The sequence below is a fragment of the Citreicoccus inhibens genome, assembly GCF_019039035.1.
GTDB classification, from domain to species: domain Bacteria; phylum Myxococcota; class Myxococcia; order Myxococcales; family Myxococcaceae; genus Citreicoccus; species Citreicoccus inhibens.
Window position 1 is genome coordinate 1 of record NZ_JAHNZT010000053.1, and the last position, 20,802, is coordinate 20,802.

The 20,802-nt window shown below is 70.8% G+C and carries 19 protein-coding genes; 5 read left to right on the plus strand and 14 right to left on the minus strand.

The window, feature by feature from the left end; translation table 11 throughout:
- Positions 1–704 (plus strand): tetratricopeptide repeat protein (locus tag KRR26_RS33805; RefSeq protein WP_217081840.1); only part of this gene is annotated, 704 nt, incomplete at its 5' end.
- Between the two features lie 77 nt (positions 705–781).
- On the opposite strand, the gene KRR26_RS33810 is transcribed toward KRR26_RS33805, so the two are convergent.
- The 9 genes from KRR26_RS33810 to KRR26_RS33850 form a co-directional block, all read right to left on the minus strand.
- Positions 782–1,984 carry a GNAT family N-acetyltransferase gene (locus tag KRR26_RS33810; RefSeq protein ID WP_120210217.1) on the minus strand — a complete coding sequence of 401 codons (1,203 nt, stop codon included), beginning with the start codon at positions 1,982–1,984 and terminating at the stop codon, positions 782–784.
- A 66-nt stretch (positions 1,985–2,050) separates the two neighbouring features.
- Entirely contained in the window at positions 2,051–3,229 is a 1,179-nt protein-coding gene (locus KRR26_RS33815) for a DegT/DnrJ/EryC1/StrS family aminotransferase (protein WP_199723945.1), read from the minus strand.
- Complete coding sequence (locus KRR26_RS33820; RefSeq protein WP_236069460.1) at positions 3,217–4,272, minus strand: GNAT family N-acetyltransferase; 1,056 nt, start codon at positions 4,270–4,272, stop codon at positions 3,217–3,219. Before KRR26_RS33820 ends, KRR26_RS33815 begins: the two co-directional genes overlap by 13 nt.
- A 101-nt stretch (positions 4,273–4,373) precedes the next feature.
- Positions 4,374–5,456, minus strand: coding sequence for a gluconeogenesis factor YvcK family protein (locus KRR26_RS33825; protein WP_120210216.1), 1,083 nt, complete (start codon positions 5,454–5,456; stop codon positions 4,374–4,376).
- 63 nt (positions 5,457–5,519) lie between these two features.
- Positions 5,520–6,887, minus strand: coding sequence for a polyisoprenyl-phosphate hexose-1-phosphate transferase ExoE (exoE, locus tag KRR26_RS33830; protein WP_217081841.1), 1,368 nt, complete (start codon positions 6,885–6,887; stop codon positions 5,520–5,522).
- Positions 6,888–6,967: 80 nt separating this feature from the next.
- Positions 6,968–7,705, minus strand: a complete 738-nt coding sequence (locus KRR26_RS33835) for a CpsD/CapB family tyrosine-protein kinase (RefSeq protein WP_120210214.1) — start codon at positions 7,703–7,705, stop codon at positions 6,968–6,970.
- A gap of 29 nt (positions 7,706–7,734) precedes the next feature.
- Positions 7,735–9,147 (minus strand): GumC family protein, encoded by a 1,413-nt coding sequence (locus KRR26_RS33840; protein WP_120210213.1) that lies wholly within the window; start codon positions 9,145–9,147, stop codon positions 7,735–7,737.
- Between the two features lie 31 nt (positions 9,148–9,178).
- Entirely contained in the window at positions 9,179–10,327 is a 1,149-nt protein-coding gene (locus tag KRR26_RS33845; protein WP_199723944.1) for a hypothetical protein, read from the minus strand.
- A gap of 60 nt (positions 10,328–10,387) precedes the next feature.
- The gene (locus KRR26_RS33850) at positions 10,388–10,960 is read right to left on the minus strand and encodes a polysaccharide biosynthesis/export family protein (protein ID WP_120210212.1); all 573 of its coding nucleotides are present in this window, start codon (positions 10,958–10,960) and stop codon (positions 10,388–10,390) included.
- A 386-nt stretch (positions 10,961–11,346) separates the two neighbouring features.
- Here KRR26_RS33850 and KRR26_RS33855 point away from each other — a divergent pair, with 386 nt between their 5' ends.
- Positions 11,347–11,541 (plus strand): hypothetical protein, encoded by a 195-nt coding sequence (locus KRR26_RS33855; RefSeq protein WP_217081842.1) that lies wholly within the window; start codon positions 11,347–11,349, stop codon positions 11,539–11,541.
- 87 nt (positions 11,542–11,628) lie between these two features.
- Entirely contained in the window at positions 11,629–12,078 is a 450-nt protein-coding gene (locus KRR26_RS33860) for an EVE domain-containing protein (protein ID WP_217081843.1), read from the plus strand.
- Here KRR26_RS33860 and KRR26_RS33865 read toward each other — a convergent pair.
- The gene (locus KRR26_RS33865) at positions 12,026–13,492 is read right to left on the minus strand and encodes an amino acid permease (protein WP_120210209.1); all 1,467 of its coding nucleotides are present in this window, start codon (positions 13,490–13,492) and stop codon (positions 12,026–12,028) included. The two genes, KRR26_RS33860 and KRR26_RS33865, sit on opposite strands and share 53 nt — an antisense overlap.
- Positions 13,493–13,763: 271 nt before the next feature.
- Here KRR26_RS33865 and pheA point away from each other — a divergent pair, with 271 nt between their 5' ends.
- Together pheA and KRR26_RS33875 are read left to right on the plus strand one after the other, a co-directional pair.
- Positions 13,764–14,903 carry a prephenate dehydratase gene (pheA, locus tag KRR26_RS33870; RefSeq protein WP_120210278.1) on the plus strand — a complete coding sequence of 380 codons (1,140 nt, stop codon included), beginning with the start codon at positions 13,764–13,766 and terminating at the stop codon, positions 14,901–14,903.
- Entirely contained in the window at positions 14,896–15,720 is an 825-nt protein-coding gene (locus KRR26_RS33875; protein ID WP_217081844.1) for a prephenate dehydratase, read from the plus strand. The genes pheA and KRR26_RS33875 overlap by 8 nt, the downstream gene beginning before the upstream one ends.
- A 3-nt stretch (positions 15,721–15,723) precedes the next feature.
- On the opposite strand, the gene KRR26_RS33880 is transcribed toward KRR26_RS33875, so the two are convergent.
- The 4 genes from KRR26_RS33880 to KRR26_RS33895 form a co-directional block, all read right to left on the minus strand.
- The gene (locus KRR26_RS33880; protein ID WP_120210207.1) at positions 15,724–16,866 is read right to left on the minus strand and encodes a 3-deoxy-7-phosphoheptulonate synthase; all 1,143 of its coding nucleotides are present in this window, start codon (positions 16,864–16,866) and stop codon (positions 15,724–15,726) included.
- Between the two features lie 176 nt (positions 16,867–17,042).
- Positions 17,043–17,612, minus strand: coding sequence for a tetratricopeptide repeat protein (locus KRR26_RS33885; protein WP_120210206.1), 570 nt, complete (start codon positions 17,610–17,612; stop codon positions 17,043–17,045).
- A 119-nt stretch (positions 17,613–17,731) separates the two neighbouring features.
- A complete protein-coding gene (locus KRR26_RS33890) occupies positions 17,732–19,984 on the minus strand; it encodes a caspase family protein (protein WP_217081848.1) in 2,253 nt (750 codons plus the stop codon).
- On the minus strand, positions 19,984–20,787 hold the full coding sequence (locus KRR26_RS33895; protein WP_120210204.1) for an ActD protein: 804 nt from the start codon (positions 20,785–20,787) through the stop codon (positions 19,984–19,986). The genes KRR26_RS33890 and KRR26_RS33895 overlap by 1 nt, the downstream gene beginning before the upstream one ends.
- Between the last annotated feature and the right edge of the window lie 15 nt (positions 20,788–20,802).

Below are 20,802 nucleotides of genomic sequence, written 5' to 3' on the forward strand. Positions count from 1 at the left end.
CCGCCCTGCGCGCCCGCGACGAGCACGCGCGCCGCGCCCAGGAGCCCGCCGCCGCCGAGCGCCCCGCCGCCCCCCGGCCTGCCCCCACGGGCTGGGCCGCGCGCAATCCGCAGCTCGTGGGCGCGCTGTGGGGCGCGGGCGTGGTGACGTTCTTCGGAGGCTTGGGCTACCTGCTCGTCTCCGAGCAGCAGCCGCGCACGGATGGACAGATGGCCACCGGGAAGATGCCGGGCGCCATGGGCAACGCGGCCCAGGCCGAGGCTCCCATGGCCCCGCGCGAGGACCCGGCCGTCAACGAGGCCCGCGAGCGCCTGGCGTCCAACCCCGGCGACGTGGAGGCCGCGTCCCTCCTGAGCCACGAGCTCATCCGCGCGCAGCAGTTCGAGGAGGCCATGAAGGTGACGGAGAAGGGCCTCGCGGCGGACCCCTTCAGCGTGGAGCTGCGCGTGCACCGAGGCGTCCTGCGCGCCGCCGCGCACGGAGACCTGGAGGGCGCCGAGAAGGAGCTGACCCAGTTGGTCAACACCTGGCCGGACTCCCAGGAGGCCCTCATCTTCCTGGGCAGCCTCGCGCTGCGCCGAGGTGACAAGGCCCTGGCGCTGGAGCACTTCGAGCGATTCTCCGTCGAAGTGCCCCGCAACATGCAGCCGCCCCAGCTCGGCGCGGCCATCAGCCAGCTTCGCGGCGAAGTAGGCACTCGATAGCCCCACCTGCGCAACGGCGCGCTTGGTAGCGCTGCCTTCGCAACGACGTGGGCGCTCGCCAGCGCCCACTGCGTGCGTCAGTGCACCGCCGCGCGCCGCCGACGCTCGCGGCGGATGCGCTCGACCATCTCCGCGGGCAGCACCTGCTTCATGCCGTCGCGGAAGCGGCGTGCCCAACCTTCCGTGCGCGTGAACCAACGCCCCACCCGCTGGGCCCCGTGCACGCGCACCGCGATGGTGCGCCGGCGCTGACTCACCCACTCGGACTTGTACGGCTCGGTGCCGCGCAGGAAGTCGTACGCGGTGAGACCCGCCGCCAGGGAGTCCTTGAACGTCTCGCCCACCAGCACCAGGCCCACGCTGCGGTTGTGCCAGCGCGGATCGTACCCGGACTGGAAGTAGACGAACGTCCCCGCGTGCACGAGCCCGTACACCGAGGCCACCGCGCGCCCGCCCACCTTCATCGTGTACAGCCGCAGCCGGCCGCGCTCCGCGAGCAACTGCGTGGCATCCCGGTGGAACGCCTCCACGCCCGCCCCCTTGATGCCCTGCGAGCCCCCGTCCGCGCGCCACCGCGCCGCGTGCAGGCGGAAGAAGTCCGTCATGGGGCCCGCGAGCTGACCGGGCTCCTCCGAGCGCTCGATGCGGTAGCCCTCCTGCTTCTCCAGCCACTTGCGCCGCCGGAGATAGTTGTCCCGACGGCTGCCGCGCTTGAGGAAGGCGTCAAAGGGCTCCTGCGGGGTGAGCGTCTCGTAAGGACAGATGTAGCGCTCGCGCTGGAGGACCTCGAGCGGACCGAACAACTCCCGCAGGACACCCGGGGTCGCGGAGTCCTCGCGCAGGTCCGTCAGGTCCAGCACGTCCCACTCCTCGCGCAACCCGTGGAGCACCTGGAAGAAGGCGCGGGCCACCTCGGCCTCGTGGCCCCGGCGCGCCACCACGTCCAGGTAGTCGCTGCCCACGTGCGTCTCGCCGAGGAACCCCAGCCGGCGCACGCGCAGGCCCGCCACCCAGCGCTGCTCCAGCCTCAGGGGCAAGAGCCCCATCAAGCGCCCGGTCCGGTCCTTCGCGGTCAGCACCAGCGGGCGCACGTCCGGGTCGATGCGCCGGCACCACGGATAGAGCCACTCCCACGCGCTGAAGGGCCCCGCGTTGCTGGCATCCAGCAACTCGTCCCACGCGGCGCGCATCCCCGCCAGCTCCGACAGGTTGCTGAGCGCCGCCACGTCCAACCATGGCGCGGACTGCGGGCCCGACCTCACTTCGTCTTCGCGGATCACCGTCTTGCCTCCACTCCACCCGACCCGGGGAGAGAGCCTCTCCCCACTCACCCTCGCCCCGCCCGCTCAGCCCGCGCGCTTGCGCGTGCGATGGTCCGCGGTCACTGCCTCCCGCACGGCCTGGGCCACGTCCGCCATCACCTCCGGAGACAGGTCCTGATGGCAGGGCACCTCGATGATGTCGCGGCGAAGCTGCGCCACCTCGGGGAACTCGGCGGGGTCGCACGCGGGATGGAAGCGCCGCCAGAAGTCGATGGCGTCAATGCCGCGCGCGTGCAGCCGCGCCATCATCTCCGCCTTGTCGTGCACGACGAGCGGATAGAAGAGCGGGCACGCCCCAGGCGGGAGCTGATTGAACAGCGGCGGGGACACGTCCCGCAGGCGCCCCAGCAGGAAGAAGTAGTTGCGGCGCCGCGCCTCGACGATGCCATCCAGGTCCTGCGCCAGCGCGATGCGCCTCGTCAGCGGGCTCATCCCCAGGTCCACATGGCGGCGGTCGAAGTGCTGCGTGCCCGTGGCCACCCGCTCGATGCTCGCGGCGCGCACGGTGCCTCGCCCCAGCGCGCGCACCAGGCGCCGCAGCCCCCGGCCCACGGCGCCGCCGCGCAGCTCCAGGTTCTGGAGCAACGCCGACGCGGTGTGGCTGAAGGTCGAGGCCAACGGGGGCGCGGGAGGCTCCGGCAGGCTGTACTGCCGCGGCCCATTCACCACGAGCGCCCCGCCGTTGGGCACAGGCAGCGTCTTGTACAGACAGAAGATGCCCACGTCGCCCGTGGTGCCCAGGGGCACCGCGCCGTCCGAGGACAGGAGCGACAGCGCGCAGTCCTCGATGAGTGGGATGCCGTGCTGATCCGCCAGGCGCCGCATCGCCGCGACCGGGCCCGGGAAGCCCGCGTAGTGGATGAGGTAGAGCGCCTTCGTCTTCGGGCCCACGCGCCGAGCCACGTCCTCCACATCCACGTCCCAGTGCTTGCCCACGCGGTAGAAGCGCGGCGTGGCGCCGGCGTCCACCAGCGCCTCCACCTCCACCCCGTGGTGGTAGGCGGGCATGAGCACCTCCCCCGCGTCCAGGCCCAGCATCTTCACCGTGAGCCAGACGGCGTTGCGCGCGAAATAGAAGTAGCGAACGTTGGGCGAGGCAAAGGGCGGATGCGCGCCCGGGCGCACGCGCGCCATCAGCATGCGCGGCCACAGCGTGGGCAGAGACGGAACGTAGAGCCTGCCGGAGTGATTCAGCGCTTCCATCGCGACACGACCTCCTTCGCCGCGGGGATCCACCGGAACTTCGCCGCCCACAGCGCCCGGCAGAAGGGGGTGTCGTTGAAGAGGTACAGCCAGCTGTGCCGCCGCACCTTGTCCGTCCAGTCGCGCTTCCAGGTCATGTCCGGCCCCAGGAAGTCGAACTCGCGCAGGCCCTGGTCCATGCACGCGCCGACCACGTCCTCCATGAGGAGCTGTCCGGGACTGCAATCCCCCAGTCGCTCGTCGTAGCCGGGCTTGAGCAGGAAGTAGCGACCGTCGTGCTGCAGGCCGTAGTGGAAGGCGACAGGACGCCCGTCCAGCTTCAGGAAGTACAGCCGCAGTTGCCCGCGAAAGGACGCGTCGCGCGCCAGCTCCGTGTAGAAGCCCCGCGTGCGCGTGTCCTGGGCCATGGCCGTGCCGCGCGTCCCCTTCCACCCGCTCTGCTCCAGCGCGAAGCCCTGCTCCAGGGCGCCGTCCAGTTCGAGCCCGCCCGTCACCACTTCAAAGCTGACGTGGCCCTTCTCCTCCAGCTTGCGGCGCCGCCGGCGGCAGTTGGCCTTGAACTTCGCGGGCAGCCCGTCGAAGTACGCCTCGCGTTTCGCGGGCAACGGGATGTAGGGCGAGTGGAGCGACGCCCACTCCCCCACGTGCAGCCCCGCGCGCCGCCCGGCGTCCAGCAAGCGGAAGCCACCCCCTCCGTCCGGGACGTCCGTCAGCCGAAGCACATCCCAGCCTCGCAGCCCCCGCAGGTGCGCGATGAAATCGGCCGCGGCCTGCGCGGGCGCGCGCGCCACCAGATCGAACCGGCACGAGTGGGCATTCGCCGTGCTGGAGAGCTGACGAACGGGCACGCCATGAAGCGTGGCGCGCTCTTCCCTCAAGGGCAGCACCGCGGACAGGACCCCGTTCGGGTCCCGCTGAATCAACACGCGCAGCCGCCCGCCCGCCGCGAAGTTATCCAGCCAGATGCGCACGAATTCGTGCCGGTAGAACAGCTCGTGCGCGGTCGCCTCGACCAAGGCGTTCCACTCCGACTCCAGGGCCATGAACGCGGCCCGGTCGACAACCTCGACAACGGAATGGGCAGGGCTCAGCGATCTGGCGTCAGTCGTCATGGCGCCCCCAAGGTGGTGACGGGCCGGCATCGCTACAACCCGCTGCGAGCCATCTTCAGGAGACAGGACGCGACCTTGCGACTGTCGTGTCGGATCTTGGACCCCTCGCGCAGGAGGTCTGCCTGCACGGGCACCACACCGAGCGCGAGCAGGTCGCGATGGCTGGACTCCACGACGTACGAGCCCCGCAGGCCATAGCGCTTCGTCGCGTCCTCGGCGGGCAGGCGCGCGTTGATGAGCACCGCATCCAGGACCGGCCCCACGTGCTCCAACACCGACTGCACGTGGTCCCTGCACGTCATCCCGTCCGTCTCGCCCGGCTGGGTCATCAGGTTGGACACCAGCACCTTGAGGGCCCGCGACTCGCGCAGCGCCTGCGCCACCCCGTCCACCAGCAAGTTCGGCAGCACGCTCGAGTAGAGCGAGCCCGGACCAATGGCGACGAGGTCCGCCGCGTGGATGGCCTCCAGCAGCCCATCCGCGGGCGGCGGCGAGCGGGGACTCAGGCTGACCCGCAGCACCCGCCCCTGCGCCCGGCAGATGTTGCGCTCCCCCACCACCTCCGTGCGGTCATGCATCTGCGCCACCAACTGCACCGAGGCCAGCGTGCACGGCAGCACCTGTCCTCTCGCCCCCAGCATCTGCGCCGACACGCGCACCGCCTCCAGGAAGTCCCCCTTGAGCTCCGCCAGCGCGGCGATGAGCAGGTTGCCCACCGCGTGTCCGGCCAGCCCGCGCGCCCCACCAAAGCGGTACTGGAACACCTCTTTGAGCGCGCTCTTGCCGCCCGCCAGCGCCACCAGGCAGTTGCGGATGTCACCCGGAGGCAACGCGCCGTGCAGGCGCCGCAGCCGACCGGAGCTGCCGCCGTCATCGCTCATGGTCACCACCGCGGTGATGTCCACCCCGGGGTCATCCGACTTCGGCAGCGCGCGCCGCGCCAACCCGCGCAGGACCATGGGCAGGCCCGTGCCGCCCCCCATGGCCACGATGCGCGTCGGGCGGTCCGTTGGCGCTTGCAGCAGCTCGTTGCGCTCATGTGAGTGGTGCCGCCGCCGGGTGTCTTCGTCACTCCAAGCGTCCGGGAGCGGCGCGTCCACGTCCATTCCCACCATGCTTCTTCCCCCCTCCCCACCCACCTCAGTCCGGCCCCCGCGGGGGACGGACACTCATCCTGACTACCTCGCGCCGCGACCGAGCAACACGTGCCTCACCGTGTGGAAGATGATTCCCATGTCGAGGAACAACGAGCCGTTCTTCACGTAGTAGAGGTCGAACTCCAGCTTGTTGCGCGCGTCTTCAACGGATGCGCCATAGGGATAGCGAATCTGCGCCCAGCCGGTGATGCCCGGCTTGACGGCCTCGCGCAGCCCGTAGAACGGAATCTGTTGCTTGAGCTGTGCCACGAAGACCGGCCGCTCCGGCCTGGGCCCCACGAAGCTCATGTCGCCCAGGAGTACGTTGAACACCTGGGGAATCTCGTCCACGCGCGTGCGGCGGATGAAGCGGCCCACGCGTGTCACCCGATCATCATTGGCCCGAGCCCAGACCGCGCCATCCTTCTCCGCGTCCGTGCGCATGCTGCGGAACTTCCACAGCCGATACGTGCAGCCCGCCAGGCCCACGCGCTCCTGCCGGTAGAAGACGGGCCCGCGCGAGTCCAGCTTGATGGCCAGCGACACGAACAACAAGAAGGGCGCGGCCGCGAGCAACAGCACCGCCGACACCGCGATGTCGAACGCGCGCTTGAAGCCCCGCCGCATCGACGACATGGTGAGCTCGTCCGCGAAGGCGAAGTCGCTGGCGCGCAGGAACAGCACCGGGATGCGCCGCAGCACGCGCTCGCAGAAGCCCGCGGCGTCGTACACGCGCCGGCCCTCCAGTCGACACCTCAGCAGCGCCTCCACCCAGTTGGCGCCGCGCATGTCGTCCGCGGCTTGCACCACGTAGGCCGCGTCCAGCCGGCGAGCCACGGCCTCCAGCGGCTCGGACGTCTGCCGCGGGTCCACCATCCCCACCACGCGAAAGCCATCCTCGCCGCCCGCCTCGATGGCGCCCACCACCGCCCGGGCCTTCAAGCCATCCCCGACGAGCAGCACCGCGTCCGGCGCGCCCACCAGCGCGCGGATGGACACGCGCACCACCAGCGTCCCCGCGAGCGCGCCCATGGCGCCGCCCAACAGCGTCCCGGGAGGCAACCGCACCGGCAACACGAGCGGCAGCACCAACATGGCCAGCCCCGCCAGCATCGCCGTCACGCCCGCCGCCTTGAGGAAGCGGTAGCCGCGCACGCGGTCCTCCGCGGCGATGCGCAGGTCATACAAATCCAACAGGTACAGCGTGAACTGGAAGGTGACGACGAACGCGGCGCCCAGCCCCACGAGCGTGGGCCACATCACCGAGAAGGGGGCGCGCGTCCCAGCCGGCGCGAGGAGCGCCGCGCACACCGCCGCCCCCGCCACGCACGCCAGGGCGATCGCCGAGCTCTCGGCGAGGAAGAACGTGAGTTTCTTGGCTGAGAAATAGTGATGGAAGACCCGAAGCACTTGCTCCCCCGACCCGCCCGCCGTCCGCCGCTGTTCCCGCCACTCCCGCCTCCCCTTTCGGGAGGGCGGGAGTCCGAGTGCTACCGCTTCACGTAGTTCTTCAGGTACGGGGTGCTGGTCGCCTCGGCCCCGTTCAGCACGCACCCCAAGAGCGGCGCGCCACCGAGCTGCTCCACCGCCTGGTTCACCGCCTTGGTGGGCGTGACGTTCGCTCGGATGACCATCAGCAGCCCGTCCGCCTGATGGCCGAGGATGCCCGCATCCGCGAACGGCAGCGTGGGCGGCAGGTCCACGTACACTTCATCGAAGCCGTCCCGCACGCCCTTGAGGAACTGCTTCATGCGGGCGCTGGCCAACACCTGCGTGGGCTCCTCCGGTGTCGTGCCCGCGGAGATGACCGCCAGCCGCGTGGAGCTGAAGCGCCGCACCACGTCCCGCACCTCGCACTCGCCCGCCAACAGCTCCGCGAGCCCGCCCTTGTTGCGCATGCCCAGCGTGCCCGCCACCCCGCCGCGCCGCAGGTCCGCATCCACCAGCAGGATGCGCCGCTCCGGATTGGCCCGCGCCGCCGCGAGCGCCAGGTTGACGCTCGTCACCGTCTTGCCCTCGCCCGGCATGGCCGAGGTCAGCGCGATGACCTTCATCGGCCGCAGCTCCCGCATCCGCTCCAGCCGGTAGTACAAACTCCGGTACTGCTCCGCCGCCGCGGACGCGGGCGCCGTCAACGTCACCACCCGACGGTCCACCGAGTTCGGCGACGCCGAGCTGTCGTCCACGCGGGGCAGGAAGTTCCCCGCCCGCTCCATGGTCTGATCCATCTTCCGTCCTCCGTCCTTTTCCCAGCGCGTCAGTTCAACGAGGTGGGGGCCGACACGTTGTTGCGACCACCGGACGACGCGGGCAACAACACCCGCTTCTCCGTCTTGCCTTGCATGTTAGGGACCACCGCCAGCACCGGAAGCGTCAGGCGCTGCCGCACCTCGAGCCCGTCGCGAAGGCTGTCGTCGCGCATCTCCAGCACCGAGCCCGTGAGCAGGCCCACGCCCAGCGCCGCGACCAGCGCGATGAGCATGCCGCTCAGGCGATCCGGCCGCGCGGGCGTCACCGGCGCGCCCGCGGGAGAGATGACGTTGAAGAGGCTGCGCGCGCTCTTCGCCTCCAGCTCCTCGGCGATCTCCGCCTCCACCTTGCGGCTCACCACGCTCTGGTACTTCGTCCGGGCAATCTCGTAGTCCCGGTTCATCACCGCCAGCTCCTGTGCCCAGCGCGGCGTATTGTCGAGCCGCTTCTGGTACGCCTCGGCCTGCCGCTGAAGGTCCTCGATCTCTTTCTGCACCGTGGTGATGAGCGACCCCACCCGCGTGCGCTCCTGCCGCTCGGCCCACATGCGGCCCTCCGCGTCCTTGCGGCGCGTGGTCAGGTCCTCGAGCTCCTTCTGCATGCGCTTGATCTCCGGGTGGTCCTCCGTCCACTGGGTGCGCGCGTTGACCAACTGCCGAGACAGCCCGTCCTGCGCGACCTCCAGCCGGCCCGCCTCGCTGTCCACCGCGTTGTGCGCACGCGCCAGGTCCGAGCGCCGGGCCTCCGCCACGCGCAGCTCCTCGGAGCGCGTCTGCATGAGCGCGCTGATGCGCTCCAGGCCGCGCATGTTCATCTCCATCTGCTCCGGCAGCTCGCCCAGGTGGTCCACCTTGAAGCGGGCAATCTTCGTCTCCCACGCCGACACCGCCTTGCCCATGGAGCCCAGCTCGTCCCGGAACAGCTGCGTGGCGCGTGAGGCCTGCGCCTGACGAATCTTCAGGGTCGCCTCGGAGAAGATGGCCGGAAGCCGGTTGGCCACCTGCGCGGCCACCTGCGGATCCCGGCTGGCATACGTCAGCTCGAAGGACGTCTCCCCCTCCACGTGCACGGTGAGGTCCTTGCGCATCTGCTCCACCGCGGGCTCCATCCCCTTCTCCGAGACGATGTCTGGATAGAGGTTCATCTCCTCGATGGCCTCCTGGAGCACCGGCCGGGCCAGCAACTCCTGGCGGACCGTGAGCAGGCGCTGCTCGATGAGCTCGCTCACCGTGTGCTGCACCATCTCCTCGCCGGGCCGCTGCGGCTCCACGCGCACCACCACCGTCGCCTCGTACATGCTCGGACGAGTCCATACGATGGCCGCGCCCACCATGAAGACCGCCGCCGCGATCGCTCCCACCAGGGCCTTCCGGCGCCAGAGAGCCGCCAGCAGTTGGTCCGCCGTCATCCCACGCTCCATGTTCCGCTCCTCCTCCCGTCCTCGCTGACTGCTACCAAGCCGTGTAAACGAGCCGGGCCGCCAGCACGTTGCGCGTGAGGTCTCCTGCCTCCACCGCGTTGGCCACGCCCACTTGCTCGATGCGATTGAACGCGCCCTGCATCGACAGGCCGTGACGCAGCCGGTACTCGACGCCAGCGCCCACCGCGTAGCCCTGGGCCACGTGGACCGTGTTCTTCCACTCGCCGTAGAACTGGTCCGGCGCCCGTCCGTTGCGGAAGTAGCTGCCCATCACAAAGGCAGACAGCGGCGCGGAGAACCGGTGGTTCACCACCATGGACGCGTAGTCCGCCCACACCGCGCCGACGAAGCCCGTCGCGCCCACCAGGTCATGCCCCACCGTGGCGCCCACGTCGAAGCGCTCGCCGTGGCGCGCCAGCTCCAACTGCACCCGAGGCAACCAACCGCCCTGCTGCCCCGCCGGCGCCACGTAGTCCACGGGCCCGCCCTGCAGCGTGAGCGTCATGGGGCGCGACAGGCGATAGCGCAGCATGGCGAACGCGCCGTGCGACTGGCTGTCGCGGCCCGCATAGAGGAAGCCCTGGTAGCGGTACTGCGCGCCCAGGCTCAGCCGCCGCGTGGCGTGGTACCAGAGCTCCAGGTTCGGCGAGTGCGAGGAGCCGCCCAGGCGACCCGGCTCGAGCACGCGCGTCGTCTCGAACGCATAGGCCCCGTGCAGGTCCATCCGTTGCGACAGCCGCGCCATCAGGCCCAGGCGGGCCTGCGCGTAGAACGTCGGAGCGTCCAGCCACGCCAGCCCCGCGCGCGGCAGCGACGTGGGGTCCGTCACCCGGAACACCCGCGCGGCGCCATCCACCTTGAACCGGCGCGACAGCCAGTGCTGTCCCTCCAGGCCCACCCGGTGGTCCAACGACACCTTGCCCGAGCCATGTCGCGCGAGCACATCCCCGGCGTAGAACGCATCGACCTCGGAGCGCTCGTCCTTCACGTTCACGCCGAGTTGCGGCGAGAACTTGGTCATCATCTGACCGCCTGTCGCCGCGGGGCCAACCTGCAGGTCGTCGTCGAAGCGCTCCTCGGCCATCAGCCGGAGCCGAGGCTGCACCACGCTCGACGCGTGCACGGCCGGCGCGCCGAGCAGCACGCACGCCACCACCGCCCTCTTCCAGTCGCCGCTCACCGTCGCCCTCCGTCCCCTCACGCCCGCCTTCACCCGACCCCTCCGCCTCGCTCCCTCCACTCAGGGAACGACGATGGTGTCCCCCGGCCGCAGCACCACGTCCTGCCCCCCGTCCGGGGACAGCAGGTCGCTGTAGCGCACCGGAATCTGCCCGCCCTTGCCGTCGGTGCGGATGACCGTGATGCCATCCGAGTTCGCGAAGTCAGTGAAGCCCCCCGCCAGCGCGATGGCCTGCAAGAGTGACACGCGACCCCGCAGCGGATACGCCCCCGGGTGCGTCACCTCCCCGGTGACGAAGACGCGGCTGCTGTTGACCTCACGGACGATGACCGTCACGCGCGGCTCCTGGACGTAGGGCTTCAGGCCATCCTTGAGGGCCTCGGCCAGCTCCGTGGGCGTCTTCCCCGCCGCGACGACCTCGCCCACCATGGGCATGGAGATGTAGCCATCCGGCCGCACGGGCACCGTGCGCGACAGCTCCGGGTCCCGCCATACCGCCACGTCCAGCACGTCCTCGCGGCCAATGCGGAACGGCTGATCCGAGTTGTCCACCTTCAGCCCGCGGTCATGCGCGCACCCTGACAGGAGGAGCACCCCGACCATCACCCAGAACCCCGCGCTCTTCTTGCCCATCGTCCGCTCTCCCTCTTGCGTCCCCAGCCGTCGCGCGCGCGCCGCACCTCCGGGGCCACCCCCGCCGGGCGCCACGCTTCCGGCGGCTGGCCTTAGCAGCGCGTGTGCCACCTCGCGTCGAAAGGGAAAGGCCATGGATCGCCATGGGTTACGGTGTGCCTCTCCAGGCGACGTCCACGGCGTCGGGAAAAAATTTCCGACCTGCGACGCCGTCCTTCACCCACCGCGTTCATCCGCGCCGCACCCCTGTCACGGCACCGCAGTTCCCACGCCATTCCCCTCGCGTTCCCACTTCCGGGGGGAAACGCGAGGCACGCGCCTTGAAACACCCCGCAACGAACGCAAGGGGGCAAGGGCTCTCGGACACCGAGCGGAGGAGGCCGGGGATGGGGAAGGCAGCGGGAGCGATGGGTGTGGTCTTCACGTTGGGCGCGGGCGTGATGGCGATGATGGGCGCCGCGCTCGGAGCCCACATCGAGGCGGCAGTGGTGGGCGGCGTGGGACTGACGCTCTACGGCGTCAGCGCGCTGTTCCACGGGAAGGCGGCGGCGCCCTCCAGTGGCATGGCCAAGCAGGCCTGAGCCGCTCGCGGCCCCGGAGTCCCAAGCTCCGGGGCCGCGCGGTGGCGCTGGCGAAGCGGGCCAGAGCCTGCTCTATGTTGCGCCGCCATGGCGAAACCCCAGTACTGGCTCATCAAGAGCGAACCCTCGGTCTATCCGTTCGCGCAGCTCCAGCGGGAGGGCCGCACGGCCTGGACCGGGGTGCGCAGCTTCGAGGCGCGCAACAACCTGCGGGCGATGAAGCCCGGAGACCTGTGCCTCTACTACCACTCGAATGAGGACAAGGCCGTGGTGGGCGTGGCGACGGTGCTCTCCGAGCCCGGCCCGGACGCCACCGCGCCCGGAGAAGACTGGGCCTCGGTGGACGTGGGGCCCGTGGTCGCGCTCGGCAGCCCGGTGACGCTCGCCACGGTGAAGGCCACCGCCGCGCTCAAGGACTTCCCGCTCGTCACGCGCAGCCGCCTGAGCGTGACGCCCGTCCCCACCGAGCACTTCAAGCTCATCCTCAAGCTGGGGAAGACGGCACTTCCGAAGACGCCCGCTCGCTCGGCGGGGTGACCAGGCTGACCTTGGGCCCCGTGAAGCGGTGGCGCTGCACACGCCACCAGTAGAGGCCCAGCACCGCCAGCGCGCCGGCGAAGGTGTACCCGGCGAGCTGGTTGGGCGGCAGCATGAAGAGCACCATCACCGCGCCACTCCACCCCAGCGCCACGCCATTCACGAACGACGACGCGCGCCCCAGGTCCCAGGGACCGCGGTGCGTCCACGTCCCCGCGCGGCGCGCGCGCCACCCCATCCACACCGGCAGCGCGTAGGACGCGTAGAGCGCCAGCGTGCTGAGCGCCACCATCGCCGCGTAGGCCTCGCTCCAGAGCGCCACGACGAAGGCCATGGCCACGGACACCCACACCGCCACGGCCGGGCTGCGGAAGCGCGGCGACACGCTGGCCAGCGGGCCCGACATGGGCAGGCCACCGTCTCGCGCGAACGCGAACAGCATGCGCGAGTTCGACGTCACCGACGACAGGCCGCAGAACCACATGGCCCCGATGGCCAGCCACACGAGCGCGTTGCCCAGCGTGGGCCCCAGCGCATGGGTCAGCACGAAGAGGAAGGGGTTGGGCGCGGCGACCGTCGACGGCAGGTCATGGATGGCGAGCGTGACGACGGCCAGGAGCACCTGCCCCACCACCGCGCTGACCGCGACGGACAGGAAGATGCCCCACGGGGCATTGCGCGTGGGGTCCACCGTCTCCTCGGAGATGTGCGCGCTGGCGTCGTAGCCCGTGAAGGTCCACTGCGCCTGCAGGAGCCCGATGAGGAAGCCGTACGCGTAGAGCGGCGTCTCGGCGCTCACACGCGTGAAGAGGAAGTCCAGCGGCTGACGCGGGGCCAGGAGCACCAGCGCGCCGATGAGCACGCCCACCCCGACGAGGTGATACCAGGCGGACACATCATTGAGCCACGCGACCACGCGCACGCCCACGTGGTTGAGCACCGCGTGGGACACGAGGATGACGGTGTACAGCGGCAGCACGTGCCACCGGTCGCGCGTGCCCAGGAGCATGTCCGCCACGAACTCGGCCAGGCCGTAGTCGATGCCCGCGGTGATGGCGAACTGGCCCAAGGTGTTGAGCCACGCGGTGAAGAAGCCCACGCGCGGCCCGCCCAGCATCGCGGCCCAGTGGTATAGGGCCCCCGCGGTGGGGAACGACGAAGCGAGCTGCGCCAGGCTCGCCGCCACCGACAGCGTCATCACCGCCACCAAGGGCCAGCCCACGCCCATGACGAAGGGCCCACCGAAGCGCAAGCCGTGGCCGTACAGCGTCACCGCGCCGGTGAGGATGGAGATGATGGAGAAGGACACCGCGAAGTTGGAGAACCCGCCCATGCTCCGCAGCAACTGCTGCGCGTAGCCAAGGCGCTGGAGCTGATCGGCGTCGTCCTGGAGCTGACGCTCGGAGGGGGCCATGGCGCCAGCATGGTCCGGCCCGCGCGCGACGGGGCCGAACGAGGCGAAGCGCTACTCACTGCTGAACAGTCCCTCGGAAACTCGGCATACTCCGGGCCCGATGGTCCCCACCGTTCGACGCATCCCTGCCTCGCGGACGCGCGCCCCACGGCGACTCGCGGTGTTTCCGGCGCAGCCGCCCGCAGCCCCGGCATCGGTGCGAGGGGGGCCTCGTTCGAGCCCCCGGGCCTCCACCTCCCTGACCTCCTGACGCGGTCCCTATCGTGCGATGATGAAGGACAATCCCAACCTGGAAGCACTGCGCGCGGCCATCGAGCGGATCGACGAGGAGATCCTCGATGCCTTTCGCCGTCGCATGGCGGTGGCCGAGGATGTCGCCCGGACGAAGCTCGCGGCGGCGTGGCCCTTTCGAGACCCGCACCGCGAGGACCTGCTGCTGCGCAAGGTGCGCGCACGCGCCGCGGGCCATGGCTTGGATCCGCACGAGGTGGAGCGCATCTACCGCCTGCTGCTGGACATGTCCGTGGCGCGGCAGCAGGGGCTCGTCGCGCGACTGGACACCACCCCGCTGCGCGTGGGCTACCTGGGTGTCGAGGGCTCGTACAGCCACCTGGCCGCGCGCCAGCGCTACACGGGCCGGCCGGGGGGCGTGCTCCTCACCGGCTTCAACCTCGCCCGCGAGGCCGTCCAGGCCCTGCGCAGCGGTGAGCAGGACTTCGTGCTGCTGCCCATCGAGAACACGACCGCGGGCAGCATGAACGAGACCTACGACGTGCTGGCCGAGGGTGGCGTGGTCATCACCGCGGAGCTGGTGAGCCAGGTGGATCACCGCCTGCTCGTGATGCCTGGGACGCGCATCGAGGACGTGCGCGAGGTGCACTCCCATCCCCAGGCGCTGGAGCAGTGCGAGTCCTTCCTGCGAACCCACCTGCCCCACGCGAAGCTCGTGCCGGAGACGGACACGGCGGGGGCGGCGAGGCGCGTGGCGGAGAAACACGACCGGAGCGCGGCGGCCATCGCCAGCGAATCCGCCGCGCAGCGCTTCGGCCTGGAGCTGCTCGCCACCGTTCTGCAGCCCGCGCTCGACTACACCCGGTTCGTCGAGGTGGGCCGCGAGGCCACGCCACTCGCGCCCGATGTCCCGTGCAAGACGTCGCTGCTCGCGGTGCTGGAGCACAAGCCGGGCGCGCTCGGACAGGTGCTCCAGCGAATCACCGAGCGCGGCGTCAACCTCACCAAGCTGGAGTCTCGCCCCATCCCTGGCGCGCCGTGGAAGTACCGCTTCTATCTGGACGTGGAGGGCCACGCCGCGTCGGCCGCGCTCACCGCGGTGCTGGAGGACCTGCGCCCGCTGACGTCGTCGCTGCGCGTGCTGGGCACCTACCCGCGCGCGGAGCAGCGCGATGGCTGACGCGCCTCCACGCATCGCGTTTCAAGGGGAACCCGGCGCCTTCAGCGAGGAGGCCACGCGCGCCCTCTTCGGTGCGGACGTGGACGCCCTGCCCCACCCCACCTTTCGCGCGGTCTTCGAGGCCGTGACGCAAGGGCGCGTGGATGGAGGCGTGGTGCCAGTGGAGAACGCCATCGCCGGCCCCGTGGTGGACAACCTGGATCTGCTCATCGAGTTCCAGCCCCCGCTCTCGGGGGAGTGGGTGCTGCGCGTGCGGCACTGCCTGCTCGCGCCGCCCGGCCGCGCGCTCGCGGACATCGAGCGAGTCCTCTCCCATCCGCAGGCACTGGCGCAGTGCGCGGGCTACCTTCGAGGAAAGGGCCTGCATCCGGTGCCTGAGTCCAACACCGCGGCGGCAGCGAAGCGCGTCGCGGAAGAGCTCCCACCGCGCACCGCCGCCATCGCCAGTCTGGCCGCCGCACGGCGCTACGGCCTGACGGTGTTGGACGAGGGCATCGAGGATTCGGCGGACAACGCCACCCGGTTCCTCGCGTTGGGCCGCGCGCGCCCTCCCAACGTGGGCACGCGGCGCAAGACGACGGTGTGCGTGAGCGTGGCGGACACCGCACGGGGCCTGAGCGAGGTGCTGGCCGCCTTCGCCTCGCGGAACCTCACCGTCACGGGACTCTTCCCACGCCCCGGAGGCGGAGCCTGGCGCCCCGTGTGGCTGATGGACGTGGAGGCCGCGGAGGACTCACCGCGACTCCTCGCCGCATTGGAGGACGCGCGCGCCGCGAGCACCACGCTGCGGGTGCTCGGCGGCTACGCGACGGGGTGACGCTCAGCGCGCGACCGCGAGGGCCGGGGCACGCGACTCGCTGCCCATGCCGTCGCCGTTCGCGACGACCTCGTCATAGGCGCCCCGGACGATCTGCACGTAGCGCTGGAGCGCCTTGAGCTGCTCCAGCCGCAGGGCCTGCGGTCCATCGCACAGCGCGGCCTCGGGCTGCGGGTGGAAGTCCACCAACACCATGGAGGCGCCCGCGATGATGCCCTGGCCAATCGCGTGGAAGATGTCCGGCAGCCCGTCCGGCGGCGCCTCGGCGCGACCGATGGCGTGCGATGGATCCACGCACACCGGCAGGCGCGTGAGGCGGCGCACCACGGGCACGTGCGCGAAGTCCACCATGTTGCGGTGCGGATCGCCCAGGTGCGTCTTCACGCCGCGGAGGCAGAAGACAATCTTCGCGTTGCCCTCGCTCGCCACGTACTCGCAGGCGTTGAGGGACTCCTCCAGCGTGATGCCCATGCCGCGCTTGAAGAGCACGGGGAACTCACGCTGCTGGCCAATGCTCTTGAGCAGCTCGAAGTTCTGCGCGTTGCGCGTGCCCACCTGGAGCATCACGCCCGTGGGGTTGCCGGCCTTCTCCAGCGCGTCGCGGATCTCATCGATGTGGCGCGGGTGCGTCACCTCCATCGCGACGACCTTCACGCCGTGCCGCCCCGCGGACTCGAACACCCACGGAAGGCAGGAGGCGCCCAGGCCCTGGAACTCGTACGGGTTCGTGCGCGGCTTGTACGCGCCCATGCGCGTCGTCTGGATGCCGCAGCGAGCGAGCGCCGCCATCATCGCGTCCACGCTCTGCGGCGTGTCCACCGCGCACAGGCCCGCGAAGATGTTCACCGAGCGGTCATCGAAGGTGACGCCGTTGTACTCGAAGCCCGTCGTGACGCGCTGGCCACTGTGCCGGCCAATCATCCGGTACTTCTGCGACACGCGGACCACCTGCCGCACGCCCGCGAGCTGCTGGAACGCCTCCACGGGCACCTGGGACGTGGAGCCCAGCAGGTAGATCTCCGTGATGGTGGACTCGGCCCCCGAGATGACATGCGTCCGAGGCGTCACCCCCTTGTACTGCGAGACGACCTGAAGGACTCCGGACACGACGGATTCGGGGGAATCCGGCTCGAGCATCACGATCATACGGGCTTCTCTCCTGTGGGGCGGCCTCGACGGGCCGGCCAGAAATTGAGGGTCGAGTGCGCTGTAACACCCGGGCAACGCCCCGCCCTCCGGCCCCGCGCGGGCACGCGAGAGTCACCGGAATGGCCGGGCAGGATGGGGCAACACGCGGAGCAGGCGGGAGGATTCCCGGCGGCTCAGGCTCCCGCCGGGCGCAGCCGACTGGCCAGCTGCGCGTAGTGGTCGCGCTGGGCCATATCGCCCAGGTGCTCCCACACGTCCGACAGCGCCCTGGCGGCTTCCACGTAGGCGGGAGACAGCTCCAGCGCCAGCTCGAAGACCTGTCGAGCCAGGCGATAGCGCGCCTTGTCCGGACGCCGAGGCCCCTGGGTCAGCAAGGCGTTGCCCACCGTGTAGACCTCGACGGCGGCGGCCTCGCGGTAGCCCGGAGCGCTGTTGAGGTGGACGGCGCGCTCCATGAGGGCCGAGCCCGCCTCGGGCTCTCCCAGCTCCAGCTGACAGAGGGCGGCGTCGCGGTGCGGATCCGCCAGGTTCGGCTCCAACTCGATGGCGCGCTGAAAGCAGCGCAGCGCCTCCGGGGTCCGACCGAGCTGCTTCAGCGAGGACGCCTTCGCGGTCAGCGCCGGAAAGTGACTGGGGTCCTCGGCCAGGACCTTGTCGAACGCCTGGATCGCGGCCTCATGGCTGCCGGCCATGGAGCGGTGAACGCCCTCGCTGTAGGCCGCGAACAACGACTTGGACGACATCGTGACCCCTCGGGACAGGGTGGCGATGGCCGCGCAGGAGCGCGACCGGGTTCGCGAGCCTGACACCGGAGAAGCCCCGATGGAAAGGCGCCCCCCCGACTCGGACTGATGGCACCTATTCAGATGCGCAGGCCGAGCTGCGCGCCCGGCCACAGCACGACCTTCCGCGTGCCTGCGTCGCTCGCCAGGCGACTGATGTGCCCGACCGTCTGGCCGCTCGTGGAGTGAAGGACGTTGAACGTAGGGCCGCCGATGAGCGCCAGATGCGGGGTGATCTGCCAACCGCCCATCAGCCGCGCCTGGTGCAAGAGGCGGTTGGAGTCCCACCCCTCTTCCAGACCGAAGACGTTGTGGGAGATCACATCCACGTCCGCGAACAGACGCTCGGACAGCGACAGGTGCGCGCCGAGCCCCAGACCGATGGTCCAGTGCCGCTTCTGGCCCGGCATGTCTCCCATGCCGGCGACGAGCGTCGAGTAGAAGGTCCGGCTGCCCGCCTTGAGGGCCACGTTGCCGGGGTTGATGTCGCTGCCGAACACCTCCACATGGAACTGCCCGTTGCGCGCGATGCTCAGCAGCCCCAGCGGCACGCCCTCCATGTCGTTGGCCACGTTCACGACGCCGAGCTGCAGCCCTCGCATCTTCCCGGCGATGTTGATGAGGCCGAGCTGCGCGCCTGACACGTCCGTGCCCACATTGACGATGGACAGCTGCATGCCCTCGGCGGTGTCCGCCCAGCTCAGCCCCGCGGCCCCCTGGATGCCCTTCATCCGGCCGCGCACCATGTTGATGCCCGCGGAGAGCTGCACACCGGAGAGGTCTCCCTCGGCCCAGTTGGCCGCCGCGCCGAGCTGCGCGCCCCGCAGCTCCGCGCCGGAGAGGTTGACGCCCGAGGAGAGCTGGTACACCGACCCGCCCTTGCCCGCCAGGTTCACGCCCGAGGCGGCCTGGACACCGTCCACCCGGCCGCGCACCCAGTTGGCGCCCACGCCCAGCAGCACACCCGAGGCATCCCCCTCCGAGTAGTTGCCGCCCACGCCCATCATCACTCCGCGCATCGACTCCGTGGTCCAGTTGCCGCCCAGCGCCATCGCCACGCCATCCACCCGGGCCATGCGCGCCACGCCCAGCGAGAGCGACAGCGCGTTGTCCCGCTCGCCTCCGCCCAGCAGGTCGTTCGTCTGGACCCCAGGGGCCACGCCCAGGTTGAGGAACGTCTGCCGATGCGGCGCGTCCGGCGGCGCAGCCTCCCCCGCGCCCTGAGCGACAGCCCCTCCCACCGAGCCCGTGGCAACGGGCCCGCCCACCGCGGGGCCGCCGCGCAGGGCCGTCAGCTCACCCGTGACGGCGTGGAAGTCCGCCTCCGCCAGCGCCGCGCGCGCGCCCTCCCGAACGACGATGGCCGCCTCGGAGCCCTCGCCCCGGCGCTCGCGCGTGATGACGTAGCGCCCCGGCTGGAGGCCGAGCTCGGTGGAGCGCCCCGCCAGCTTGTTCAGCTCCACCACGAGCCGGCCGGGCTCGTCGCGCACGAACATGCGCCCCTCGAGCCCATCGGCCAGCACGAGCGCGGCGGACGTGGCGCGCAGGTCCGTCATCACCAGGTCGCCCGTGCCCGCCAGTTCGATGTCATAGGCCGGGTGCTGCGCGCCCGCGCGCGTCTTCTCCGTGCGCGCGAGCGTCTCGTGGAAGGCGAACTGATAGGCCTCGTGCAGCGTCACCCGGCCGTCGCCGGTGGAGTCCGCCGCGCCGCGCAGGCCCGACACCAGGTTGTGGGTGAAGAACGAGCCGCCGATGCGATCCGACTCCTGCGACACCTCGTCCTCGGAGGAAGACGTGAGGATGGCGTGCCCCCGCACGGCCGACGACGCGTCCACGAGGAACGCGGGACGCAGCACGCCCCCCTTCTGCCGCGCCAGGGTGCCGGAGGCGCAGGAGTCGAGGATGGCGATGCGCACGTCGGCCGGCAGCGACTCCAGCGCCTTGCGCAGCTCCGAGTAGCCGAAGCGATCATTCTTCAGCAGCAGCCCCTCCTCGTCCGAGTGGCCCGAGTAGTAGATGAGCGCCTCGGTCCGCCCCGCGCCCCGGGCCCCCTTCACCCGGTCGGAGAAGCGCTTCAGCGCCTCCACCAGCCCCGCGCGGTCGCTGTCCACCAGGAGGATGCGATCCGCGGGCTGCACGCCGCCCAACTCCACCAGCACATCCCCGAAGGCGCGCGCGTCCGACGCCGCATACCGAAGCGGCAGGCGGTTCGTGCCGCCATCGTTGACGCCCACCAACAGCGCGAAGCGACGCACCGTCACGCCCGAGGGCTCATTGGGGGCCGCCGAGGCGAGCCAGGGAAGCAACAGGAAGGTCCAGGGGAGCCAGCGCATCACGGCACCTTTTCCAATGTGAAAGACGTCTGGGCCAGCGATTCTGGCAGAGGGAGGCGCAATTCACGCGCGGTCTGCGGCTGTCGCGCCACCCGGCGTGCCGCCTCTAGCACGGCCGCGACGTCGACCGGCGAATCACTCGTCACGAAGATGAAGCGCTCGAACGAGGGGGCGTCATCCAGCTCATACGCGTGCGGCAGGGACACGGCCTCTCCCGCCTTGAGCGCGGTCGAGCCCGTGAGGCGCTCCGGGAAGTGCAGCGTCACCGCGCCGCGTCCGTCCAGGGAGACCACGGCGCCATGGCGGCGGCCCCCGGACAGGTAGCTGAGTTGCAACAGGTCGCCCCGGTGCGCCTGGGAGTGGTTGGGCAGCGACTCGGGCTCGCGCGCGCCCTGGCGGTGGACGAGCAGCCGGGCCGCGCCCTTGATGCGCACCGTCTCCCACTCCAGGGGGGAGACTCCCAGGGTGCGCGTCTCGGGAGTCAGGTCGCGCGAGGCGCTCAGCACCAGGAGAATCAGGCAGGCCGCCACGGGAAAGCCCAGGGTGAGCGAGCCGAACCAGGGATGGGCCACCGTCGCGTGCTCGGCGGCGAGGGCCTGGAGCCGGCGACGGCGCTCCACCTCGGCGGCCACCTGCGCGGGGGCGAAGCGCTCCAGGGTGCGGCGGGAGTCCTCTTCCAGTCGGGCCAATCGGGCGGGGCCATCGGATTCGGCCAGCAGGCGGGTGCGCGCAGCGACGTGAGAGGCGGGCAGCTCGTTCAGGGCGATGCGCTCCAGTAACCAGTCCGGCGTGTGGGCGACCATGACTCAGGCGACCTC